Source organism: Aeromonas sp. HMWF014 (assembly GCF_963878295.1).
GTDB lineage: Bacteria > Pseudomonadota > Gammaproteobacteria > Enterobacterales > Aeromonadaceae > Aeromonas > Aeromonas popoffii.
Genome location: NZ_CAWNYS010000448.1, coordinates 1 through 10,942, shown reverse-complemented (window position 1 = coordinate 10,942; position 10,942 = coordinate 1). Strand labels below are relative to the sequence as shown.

General features: G+C 60.9%; 12 protein-coding genes. 3 read left to right on the top strand and 9 right to left on the bottom strand.

All coding sequences use genetic code 11. The annotated features are described in order from the left end of the window. The 9 genes from AAC083_RS17685 to AAC083_RS17645 all read right to left on the bottom strand — a co-directional run. Positions 1 to 1,084, bottom strand: a 1,084-nt coding sequence (locus AAC083_RS17685) for a class I SAM-dependent methyltransferase (protein ID WP_108537297.1), incomplete at its 3' end; no start/stop codon positions are given. A gap of 13 nt (positions 1,085 to 1,097) precedes the next feature. Then, positions 1,098 to 2,273: a UDP-galactopyranose mutase gene (glf, locus tag AAC083_RS17680; protein WP_108537296.1), complete on the bottom strand. Its 1,176-nt coding sequence runs from the start codon at positions 2,271 to 2,273 to the stop codon at positions 1,098 to 1,100. Further along, positions 2,270 to 3,241 carry a glycosyltransferase family 2 protein gene (locus AAC083_RS17675; protein ID WP_258224754.1) on the bottom strand — a complete coding sequence of 324 codons (972 nt, stop codon included), beginning with the start codon at positions 3,239 to 3,241 and terminating at the stop codon, positions 2,270 to 2,272. Before AAC083_RS17675 ends, glf begins: the two co-directional genes overlap by 4 nt. 171 nt (positions 3,242 to 3,412) lie before the next feature. Then, complete coding sequence (locus AAC083_RS17670; protein ID WP_181364803.1) at positions 3,413 to 4,600, bottom strand: acyl-CoA reductase; 1,188 nt, start codon at positions 4,598 to 4,600, stop codon at positions 3,413 to 3,415. After that, positions 4,597 to 5,655, bottom strand: coding sequence for a LuxE/PaaK family acyltransferase (locus AAC083_RS17665; protein WP_108537293.1), 1,059 nt, complete (start codon positions 5,653 to 5,655; stop codon positions 4,597 to 4,599). Before AAC083_RS17665 ends, AAC083_RS17670 begins: the two co-directional genes overlap by 4 nt. Continuing rightward, the gene (locus AAC083_RS17660; RefSeq protein WP_108537292.1) at positions 5,655 to 7,025 is read right to left on the bottom strand and encodes an AMP-binding protein; all 1,371 of its coding nucleotides are present in this window, start codon (positions 7,023 to 7,025) and stop codon (positions 5,655 to 5,657) included. The genes AAC083_RS17665 and AAC083_RS17660 overlap by 1 nt, the downstream gene beginning before the upstream one ends. After that, positions 7,025 to 7,774, bottom strand: coding sequence for an SDR family NAD(P)-dependent oxidoreductase (locus AAC083_RS17655; protein WP_108537291.1), 750 nt, complete (start codon positions 7,772 to 7,774; stop codon positions 7,025 to 7,027). The genes AAC083_RS17660 and AAC083_RS17655 overlap by 1 nt, the downstream gene beginning before the upstream one ends. Further along, positions 7,774 to 8,007: an acyl carrier protein gene (locus AAC083_RS17650; protein ID WP_108537290.1), complete on the bottom strand. Its 234-nt coding sequence runs from the start codon at positions 8,005 to 8,007 to the stop codon at positions 7,774 to 7,776. The genes AAC083_RS17655 and AAC083_RS17650 overlap by 1 nt, the downstream gene beginning before the upstream one ends. Further along, complete coding sequence (locus AAC083_RS17645; protein ID WP_108537298.1) at positions 8,004 to 8,540, bottom strand: GNAT family N-acetyltransferase; 537 nt, start codon at positions 8,538 to 8,540, stop codon at positions 8,004 to 8,006. The genes AAC083_RS17650 and AAC083_RS17645 overlap by 4 nt, the downstream gene beginning before the upstream one ends. A 155-nt stretch (positions 8,541 to 8,695) precedes the next feature. On the opposite strand from AAC083_RS17645, the gene pseF reads away from it, so the two are divergent. The 3 genes from pseF to AAC083_RS17630 all read left to right on the top strand — a co-directional run. Beyond that, positions 8,696 to 9,391, top strand: a complete 696-nt coding sequence (pseF, locus tag AAC083_RS17640; RefSeq protein WP_108537289.1) for a pseudaminic acid cytidylyltransferase — start codon at positions 8,696 to 8,698, stop codon at positions 9,389 to 9,391. Next, positions 9,381 to 10,637 (top strand): UDP-2,4-diacetamido-2,4,6-trideoxy-beta-L-altropyranose hydrolase, encoded by a 1,257-nt coding sequence (gene pseG / locus AAC083_RS17635; RefSeq protein WP_108537288.1) that lies wholly within the window; start codon positions 9,381 to 9,383, stop codon positions 10,635 to 10,637. The genes pseF and pseG overlap by 11 nt, the downstream gene beginning before the upstream one ends. A 6-nt stretch (positions 10,638 to 10,643) precedes the next feature. Further along, on the top strand, positions 10,644 to 10,942 hold a 299-nt coding region (locus AAC083_RS17630; protein WP_181364802.1), incomplete at its 3' end, for an N-acetylneuraminate synthase family protein.

The window sequence follows — 10,942 nt, the reverse complement described above, 5'->3', positions numbered from 1 at the left end:
TTTTATCGCCCGCGTCAATAAACTGCTCAAGAGACAACACTTTCAACCCATCATGAGTTCCCGGCTGCTGCGTTGTGATGAATGATGTGACATTGAACCCTTTGGATTCGAGCAACGCTCTCACCAATTGTCCCCCCTTGCTCGCACCATAAACATAAACAGGACGAGTCTGATCCAGCGCATGCAACTCTTCAGGCTCACGAATTGAAACTACCTTCCATTCCAGATCGTGAGGGAGTGGTAACGCCTGAAATTGGGTTAACTCCTGCTGAGCATCCTGCAAGCTAAAAAGATATTCCGTGTTGGCTTCACCGACTTTGGTGCGCAGCAACTTCATCTTCCTTGCCAGTAAAAAAGGAATGACGTCGTATATCCGCGTATATTCCATCGGCCAACCACCCAACCAGTCTTTGACATCATGATAGAAATCCATACCACGATTTTTCTTATACTCGCGGGCATGTTTGAGCAGGTGACCCAAGCGAAATGGATTGTAGCGCAGGACAAAACGAGCCACATACCAGGCTTCATAAATCCTGCGCACCATAGCCGAGGATGAGGTATAGCGCTGCTTAATACGACACCAGAACTCCGGTGATTCTGCTGACCAGTCAGAGTCATACAACGCGATGTACATTAATCCACCCGGCTTGACACAGGTTGATGCCTGGTCAATCGCTGACCATACAGAGCCGGTGTGGTGCAATACCCCCCACGCGTACACCAAATCAAATTGTCCCAAAGAGCTCATAAATTCAAGATCCAGCACAGACCCCTGCATCACCCGCCAATTTTCCGGTGACTGGCACATGGCGTGTAGTCTTTTAGTCGCCATCACCGAATCAGCATCGTAATCGAAGCTGACAACTTCAGCCGCCCCTGCTTGGAACGCAGCCATACTATGAATTCCGCTTCCTGAACCAATATCCAGGATCCGTAGCCCCTGCAGATCCTCTCGGCCAATGAATGACAACAGATGCTGGCGAGCCTGGGCGATTCGTTCAGGGGAGAGATAATGGTCAAGATAGCTTTGCCAATTCGCGCCAAACTCAAATCGCAATTCCTTTTGAATATCATTACTCATTCAGCAGACCTCTTCAAAGACGAGAAAATACGGGTTCATTCATTAATAGATAAAAAAAGTGCAGCGCGTTATCCACTGCATCATCCATATCAAAATAGCGATACTCGGCAAGGCGGCCCAAGGCTATCAGCTGCGGGAACTGGGCCAATTCATTGCGGCAGGCCTGATAATTCTGTTTAGCCACGTCGGTAAACAGCGGGTAGTAAGGCTCGAGCCCCTGCCCTGGCACATAGGCACAGGGATATTCATAAACGATGCTGGTGCCGGGGTGTTGCCGCCCTGTCAGATGCTTGAATTCGGTGATGCGGGTATAGGCCTCTTCATTCGGGTAATTGACCGTGGTCACCGGCTGAAATTGAGCTTGCGGCAGATGACAGTGCTCAAAGCGCAGCGAGCGATACGGCAGACCATAGTGATCCTCCGGCATCAGCTGATCCAGCATGCCGGTATAGACCAGCGGTCCGGCAAAAGGCACGCCATCCAGCAGTATCCGTTTCTGTTGCCAATCCAGACAAACATGGGACTCCATGGAGGTGGAGAGCCTGACCTCAATCAAGGGGTTCGCCAACATGCGCTCGAACATGGCGGTGTAGCCCTGCTCGGGCACCGCCTGCCAGGGATCGATGAAGTAACGGTCATCACGATTGACGACGACCGGCACTCGCGCAGTGACCTCGGGCGAGACCTGCTCTGGTGATACGCCCCACTGCTTGCTGGTGTAGTTGACGAAGGCACGCTCATAGATGAACTGAGCCAGCTCAGCCAGCAGAGGCTCAGCTTCCTGCCGCAGTGCCATAATGGGCACTCTGGCCCCCTCACCGAACCTGGTCTGAAGAGCCTCAATCATGGCCGCTGCCTTCTCGGCCGGGAAGCAACGCTCTATGCTGGTCAGGTTGAACGGGATGGGCACCAGTTGACCATCGATACGTGACAGCACGCGATGCTCGTAAGGCAACCACGCGGTAAACTGCGACAGGTAATCCCAGACTTCCTGCTTGTCGGTATGAAACAGGTGCGGCCCATAGCGATGGATCAGCACCCCATGCTCGTCATACTCATCGAAGCAGTTGCCACCTATGTGGTCGCGCTGTTCCAGCAACAGCACCTTCCAGCCAAGCTGGCTGGCCATTCGCTCCGCCATGACGGCGCCGGACAGCCCGGCTCCGATGACAATCGCCTGATAACTCACGCTGCATCTCCAAACAGTTGTTGCACGACGCGGGCCGGATTGGTGCGCCCCTCCCACGCCAACTGATGCCGCTCGTCGAAAAACCAGCCCGGCACCAGCGTGGCCACCTCGGTCACCGACTGCTCAAGCAGGTTGAGAAAACGGGCGTAGTCTCCCTGCCGCAAGAAATAGAGCGCGGCAGAGTAGTAGTGATGGGCACGCCCCTGGGCAATGGTCACAGGATCAGCGCCAAAGTCACCGGCATTGTCACAAGCCCGCAGCAGGTCGCGCAGCGACTGCTCACGACGCTCGGCCGATTTGCGGGTCTGCCCACCAAAGCTCTGGGTGTGGAAGCGATAGCGCCCCAGCAGCTCGGGGATAAAGTCGAGGGTTCCCGGGTTGAGAGATAGATTCAGAATATGCCAGGGGTAATCGAGGATGATCTTGCACCCCTCGTCGATGGCATTTTCCATCCCTTCATAACGCCGAAACATGATGGAGCTGGCATTGACGAACACTCCGAAGCGGATCAAGGCCTCTCGCGTCATCACGGGTTCTAGATAGCGAGCATTGTAATAATCGCGGGTGAAGAGTTTGATCCGTGCCCCTGTCTCATCATCGAACATCTCGGCTTCGTGGTAGCAGAGGGTGCAACCCGGGTGTGCATCCAGATACTCGGCCTGGCGCTGCAGCTTGTCCGGCAGGGCCAGATCATCCCCATCCACATAGGCGAGATAGTCACCCCTTGCCTCTGCAAGCAGCCGCTTCTGGGTCTTGGCCAGCCCCATGTTCTGTGCGTTCTGCAGAATGCGCAGTGTCGGCCACTGCCGCGCCAGCCGCTGCAAGATGGCCCAGGAGTCATCATTCGAGCCGTCGTCGATGGCGATCACTTCAAACTCGAAATCCGTTTGCTGCTCAAGCAGGCTGAGCAGGCAGGGTTCGATGAAGCGCGCCAGATTGTAGACAGGCACCAATACGCTGACTTTCATAGGGAAATCCAAGAGAAGATGAGTAGAAAAGAAGCTGATGGGAGAAAATGGGCAAGGCTACCGCACGGTCCCTGTCAAGCCTTCCCCCCTCTCTGTCAGGTTTTACTGCAAGAGATATGCCTGACCAAGCTAATCCATTGAAGCAGTGGGATTTATGTGAGCCACACCCGATTATTCATGCTGGACGAGGCCACGGCTGCAAACGTGCAGCATGTCTATCCCATCCCAGTGCCACTCGAATGCCAGCGCCTGTCCCGCCACCACCACCCGGTCTATGCGGCAGGCGGGCGCATTTGGCAAGGCATCCTCAAGCAGCGCCTTGTGTGCACCGACCCAGACACAGGTCTGCATATCCCACGGCTGCAACAGCAGCTCATCCAGGGTATCGGCCACAAACTCGGCGACTGTACCTCCTCCGACATGTGCGAGCCGCAGGGAGGCCGTCGGAGTCAATAAGGTGACACCCGGGAATAAGCTCAACTGCACCCCTCCGTCCAGAGCGGCATTTTGTTGACTGTGGATGAGCCGCTCCATCACCAAGGCAGGATCGTCAGCAAAGGGAACAAACAGGGCCTCCAGCAGGCGACGGCGCAACCCCTCGTCGGGTTCGCCCAGCCAGCAGAGGGTGGTGGGAGAGGCACAGGCCTGCTGATTGAAACGGGTACAGTCCTGTTGCAGGGCCCCCAGGGTCTGTTGCCAGCCCACAGCATCCAGCCGGGCCAGCCAGTGGCTGTCGAGCACCGCCATGGAACGGCGATCAGGAAATACCACTTCGTGGGCGCTTGGAGAGAGTGGAACGGCCCGCACTTGGCGAATGGTCTCATCGCCGCCCCAGATGATACGCAGCCGACAACGAGTCGACAGCCATGCGGTGATGTTCTCATCATGGTCATAACGGATAAAGCGGGTACGCATGGCGATCTCCCGCAACAGGGGCTGGGAGAAGAGGTCGTTCAGTATGGCCAGCATGGCCTCCTGCACCGGATCGCGGCGCGATGACAGCCGCACCACGCAGGGGTTGCCCATCAGCAGGGCCATCAGCCAGGAGTAGAAGGCCACGGTCGGTACGTTTGAGGGCACCAGGTGAAACACGACGCCCACCGGCCCCCGCCCCTGCAGCCGTTGCTGCTCTCGGGCCAGCTGGCGCGGTCGCAGCCAGAAGCCAAACGCAGCCAGATCGGGGTGGCGTCGCCCCTCCTGCTGCAGGCGTGCCGACAAGGCCGCCACAAAGTCGCAGATGACGGGAGCAAAACAGGGCAGCGGCTGCGCGCAGAACGTCTGCCAGCTGGCAGACGGTGCCACGAAGCTGACATCGGGCCCCGTCAACCAAAGCCCCTCTACCGCCTGCGACGGCGTCACTGGAAGGTGTCGCTGCATCCCCTCACCTCGGCGCCTTGCTGGCGCCCTGATACCTGAAAATAACGGCCATGGCGGCCACAGGGGCAGTCATCCTCCCCCAGCAGCACGCCGAGATCCTCGGTCAGCAGGCTGTGGCCCGGATAACTGCCAGGAATGGCGGAGAGCACCTGCAACAAACCGGGCTGACCGACCCCGAGTGGCTGATGGGTGAGCGGATCGCGCACCTGCAGATCGGCAAACACGGGGGCATGCAGATGCCCCTGCTCGCACTCGACGAAGATGGATCCCACCTGCTCCACCATGCCATAGAAGTTGTGTACCCGGCTCAGACCCAGCTGCTCGCGGCAACGGGCCTTGAAGGCGGGATTGTCCACCGCCAGATGCTGCAGCTTCTTCCAGCCGCCGCTGTGAAACAAAATGCCCTGCTCAAAGGGCAGGTGCAGTCCGCGCTCGCGCAGGGGCTCCAGCAGGCATTGCCAGACCATGAAGGTAAAGCCGAACAGCAGCACAGGCTGACCGGCGTATTTGTCGCAAAACGCCTCTATTACCGGCCAGTTTGGCCGCATCTGCTCGTCGAGGGCATAGGTGTGGTCCCGGCCGAGGAAGGAGAGTCCCAGGGCACCTGCACCACGCGCCGAAAAGCCGCTGCGGTTCTGGATGAGGGCGGGCTGCTCCACCAGCAACATGGGCAGGCGCTGCTTGCCGACAAACTCCTGCAGTATCTTCACCAGCACCTTGCTCTGCAACGCTGCGGTCTCCCGATCCAGCACTATCCGTGATGGCGCCCCCGTGGTGCCCGACGAGGTGAGCACCTTGAACACCTCGGCCTCAGGCACGCTCTGCCACTGAGCCAACTTGAACAGCCGGGCCGCCAGATAGGGGAGCTCGCCATAATCGGCAGCCTCTGCCGTCCAACCAAAGGCATGCAGCACATTGGCATAAGGGGTGCAGTGCTCGACATGGTGACGGGTCAGGGCATTGAGCCGCGCCAGCAACAGCGCCTGTTTGGCAGCCTGGGGCAGGTCGAAGATGGGGGCGGCCAGCAAGCTTTCCATCACGCCTCCTCCGCCAGTCTGGCCAGGGCAGCATAGTCAATCTTGTGGTTGGCGGTGCGCGGCAGCTGTGCCACCTGTACCACCCGCACCGCTCGTGGCGGTGCCTGCAGCCACTGCGCCAGCTCGCGCTGCAACCCGTCGGCCGTCAGTTCGCCATGGGGTTCGACGACCACCAGCAGGCAGTCATCACGCCCACCGCACGCCCCCGACCAACCCCAGCGATGGAGCTGGCTCTCGACCTCCGCCAGACTGATCCGCTTGCCGAACAGCTTGAGAAAACGGCTGAGACGGCCGCAGATGTAGTAACGGCCAGCCTCATCACTGCGGGCCAGATCGCCGGTGGCAAGCTCTTGCAACAGGGCACCCTGCGCCAAATCCTCGGCGGCACTGGCATAGCCCAGCATGACATTGTCACCGCGATAGACCAGCTCACCCTCCCCGGGTTTGCCCCCCTCCAGCTCGCGCAGGAAAAAGTGCCCACCGGGAATGGCGCGGCCGATGGCATCCGGATGGGTGACCACCTCGTGCGCCGCCAGCCAGGCCATGCGCGCCGTCGCCTCTGTCTGGCCATACATGACGAAGAAACGGCGCCCCAGCCGCAGGGCCTGTTCGGCAAACTGCTGCGCCAGCGCGGGTTCGAGTCGTCCCCCCGCCTGAGTCAGGGTCTGCAGGGAGGGATACCGGGCCCAGTCAAAGCGCAGCCGGGCCAGCATCTGATAGGTAAAGGGCACCCCGGCAAAACTACTCACGCCGTGCTGCTCGATCTGCTGCCAGAAGTCACGCTCCAGCACGCTCCCCTCGCTCTGCACCAGGGAGGCGCCCACCAGCAGATGGCTGTTGAGCACCGAGAGGCCATAGGAGTAGAACAGCGGCAGGCTGGTGATGGCTCGTTCAGTCATCGTCAGCGCCAGATAGTCGGCGATGGAGGCCGCGTTGGCCACCAGATTGCGACCCGAGAGGCGCACCCACTTGGCACTGCCCGTGCTGCCCGAGGTAGGCAGCAACACCGCCAGCTCGGGGTGCAACAGTGGGCTGGTATCCCTGAGACGGATCAACTTCCCTTCTTCATTTACCCGGCAGGTCGCGGCGAACTGCTGGCAACTGACCTCATGCTGGGCCAATGACAGGGCGGGATCCGCCAGCATCACTGCATGTCCCAGCCTGAGGGCGGCCAGATAATGCAGCAGATGGGCGGTACGGGTGAAGAAGGGCAGATAGACGAGGCTGCGCTCACTCGGGTAAGTCGCCGCCACTTGCATCACCCGCCGTGCCAACTCGCCGTAGGAGAGCCAGCCACCCAGCGGATCCCGCCAAGCCGGCGCCGAGTTATCCTCATGCAGATGGGCGAGTAAAGGATGGAGTTGCTTCATCAGACCAACATGCCTCCATCCACGCCTATGACCTGACCGGTCACGTAACTCGACAGGTCGGAGGCGAGGAACAGCGCTACCTTGGCCACCTCGTCCGGCGTGCCGATCCGCCCCATGGCGATGCTGGCGAGACGCTCGGCGAACTTCTGGTCCGGGATAGCACGCGCCATCTCGGTATCGATAAAACCGGGGGCGATGGCGTTGACCCGGATCTGGCTGGCTGCCAGCTCCTTGGCCAGCGACTGGGTGATGCCGATCACCGCCGCCTTGCTGCCGGCATAGCTGCTGAGCCCGGCGGCACCCACCCGTCCCATCAGGGAAGCGAGATTGATGATGCTGCCACCACCGCTGCGTTGCATCAGACGGGCGGCATACTGGCTGCAATAGACAACGCTGAAGCTGTTGTGACTGAAGGTCCTCTCCAGCTGCGCTTGATTGACCATGCCAAGCAGGGCCTCTTCCAGCACACCGGCATTGTTGACCAGCACGTCCAGCTGACGGGTCTGGGCAAACAGCTGCTGAAAGGCCTGCTTGACCGCCTGCGGCTCGGCCACGTCGAAACAGAGCGGCTGGCAGGGGACAGCGAACTCGGCGCCGAGGGCGACCGCCAGCTGACTCATGGCCGCTTCATCGCGGCCCCCCAGCCACAGCTCAGCACCTTGCGCGGCGAACTGGCGGGCGATGGCGAGACCAATGCCGCGCCCGGCACCTGTGATCAGTACCCGCTTGCCCTGCAGCAGCCCCTGCATCAGAGGGCGACCCCGTACTTGACCAGGATCTCCCGTGCCTTGGCGACCGAGCTCATGTCGATGATGTCATCGGTATCGAGCAGGACGCCGTAGCAATCCTCCAGCTGGGCTATCAAGCCCATGTGGGCGACGGAGTCCCACTGGGGAATGCTGTTGTAAGCCAGCCCGTCGCTGACGCTGCCGACGTCTATGCCGAGGGCATCGGCAAAAACCTTTTCCAACGCTGTAGTCATCTGAAAAATCTCCGTAGCCGTTCACGGGCGGTATAATAATCGGCGGGCTGCAGTTCAAGGGCGAGAAACTCACCATCCTCCCCATGTTGGCGATAACCCAGCTGCTCATTCAGGCGCAGGGCGGCGCCGTTGCCCGCGCGCACCAGGGTACGGATGCAGCCGAGCTCGAAGGTATCGAACCCCTGATCGAGCTGCGACAGGGCAGCGGCAACGGCAAGCATGGGGTGACGAACGGTGGAGGTGCCCAGATAGAGCCCCGCATCGGCCACAGGCTGACCTTGCAACGGCTGCTGCGTCTCCCCTTTCAGATTGACGTAGCCTGCCCGCTGACCCCGGCACCAGAGCACCCAGTGTTGCTGATCCGGCCGCTCACGGCTGCTGACAAACCACTGCCGCTGCTGGCGGGGAGAGATGAGCGCCTGTTCGACCATCTGCAGCCGTACCTCATCCTGATTGCGCCAGCGCCTCAGTGTGGGCAAGTCCCACGGCTGAACCGGGCGCAGCTCGACACCATAACTCATGCTCAATACCACCCACTTCCCCATGTTATCGACCATAGCAGGGCGATTCCGTAGCAAAGCTCAATAATATAAGATGAAAACTCGGTATAATCTCAAAAATAATCAAAGAGTTGTCAGCAATTATCCGGACGGGGATACCAGACCCCGTCCCTCAGGGAGAAAGCACCATGGCCATCGCCATCATTCCGGCCCGGGGCGGCAGCAAGCGCATTCCCCGCAAGAATATCCGCCCCTTCTGCGGCCAGCCCATGCTCGCCTACGCCATTCAGGCGGCCAGAGCGGCAGGCTGCTTCAGCCGAATTGTGGTCTCCACCGATGATGAGGAGATCGCCGAACTGGCCCGCCGACTCGGCGCCGAGGTGCCATTTCTGCGCCCCGCCAGTCTGGCCGACGATCATACCGGAACCACCCCGGTGGTGATCGACGCCATCCGGCAACTCGACGACCTCGGCATTCAGGCGGAATACTACTGCTGCATCTATGCCACAGTGCCACTCATTCAGGCCAGCGATCTGAGCGCCGCCCACGACCGCCTGCTCGCCAGCCAGGCGCCCTTCGTCTACACGGTGGCCGAATTCGGCTTCCCCATCCAGCGGGCGGTGCGCATGGATGCACAGGGCAGAGTCAGCCCCTTCTGGCCGGAGCAGATGGCGCAACGCTCTCAGGATCTGGAGCCCGCCTACCAGGATGCCGGCCAGTTCTACTGGGGCAGCCGCGCAGCCTGGTTGGGGGGTATCAGCCCGGTGGGCGGGGAAGGGATCGGCCATATTCTGCCAAGGCACAGGGTGGCCGACATAGACACTCCGGAAGACTGGCACCTGGCCGAACTGCTCTATCGGGTGCTGAGCCAGGATGGCGTTTAACGTCGCCTTCCGGCTCGATGCCGGACCCGAAATAGGGCTGGGCCACCTGATGCGCTGCCAGGCCATCGCCGATCGGCTACGGGCGGCGGGGGCCGAGTGCCACTTCCTCTGCCACGACTTGCCGGCGCATCTGCTGCCGCTGTTACCGCCCCATCGCCACCACCCTCTGGCCACGCAGGACGACGCAGGCCCGCTGCCTGGCTTGCAGCCCGATTGGCTGGTGTTCGATCACTACCAAAGTGACCACGTGGTCGAACAAAAATTGGCGGTCCACTGTGACCAGTTGCTGGTGATCGACGATCTGGCCGACCGTCCGCATCACTGCCAGTTGCTGCTGGACCAAGGCCCGCTGCGCACAGCCGCCGATTACCAACCGCTGATCCCGGCCGATTGCCGACTATTGCTGGGCACCGACTATGCCCTGCTGCGGCCCGCCTGTCGCCAACTGGCACGTCAACAAACCAGCCAGTGGCAGCGAGGACTCATCTGCTTCGGCGGCGCAGATCCGGCCGGTGCCTGCCTCACCACCCTCAACAGCCTGGCCCGCTTGCCCTGGGCGCGAACCATCCAGTGGACCCTGGTGGCAGGCGGCGCCAACCCCTTCTGGCCCGAACTGGAGCAAAGGGTGGCGGAGTTGCCCGAACTCAAGATCACGCTGCTGCGCCAGAGCGATCAGATGGCGCAGTTGATGAATCAGCACGACTTCGCCATCGGCGCTGCCGGCGGCATGACCTGGGAGCGGGCCTGCCTCGGCCTGCCGACCCTGGCGGTGCCCATCGTCGACAACCAGCAGTTCAACGACGAGGTGATCGCCCGCTTCCAACTGGCCGAACGGCTGACGCTGGACGAGCTGGCCGAGCCGGCGCGGCTCATGCATGCCTTGCAGCAACTGGAGCGACAAGCTGATGACTATCGCCAACGCGGCCAGCAACAGGTGGATGGGCTGGGGCTGGATCGTCTCACCGCCTGGCTGCTGCCCCAAGCCGATTATCAACTCATACCTGACGGCCAGCAGTGGCGGTTCCAGCAGGATGACAAGCATCTGCTCACCCTGACCCAGTGCGGCCCGCAGCTGGTATGGCAGGCCCGGCAACCACTTCTGGCACAGGAGTGGCAAGAGCTGGCACATCGCTTGCAAAGAATTTTCTCCCAATTTCCCCTCTATCTTGCCGAGCCACCCAAGATAGCGCCGCCAGCCCCCTGGCAGCCGGCGCCGCAAGGCTGGCAACTTGGCACAGGAGCCTGACCACAGATGCAGATCGCCCATCAATCCATAGGCCCGGTGCAGGCGCCCTATGTGATCGCTGAACTCTCGGCCAACCACAACGGCAACCTGGAACGCGCGCTGGCCATCATGACCGCCGCCAAGGCGGCCGGAGCCAGTGCGGTCAAACTGCAGACCTACAGACCCGATACCATCACCCTCAGAAGCGATCGACCCGAGTTTCAGATCCACGGCGGCCTTTGGGATGGTCACAGCCTGTATGACCTCTATGCGTGGGCGCACACGCCGTGGGAATGGCATCAGGCCCTGTTTGCCAAGGGGCGCGA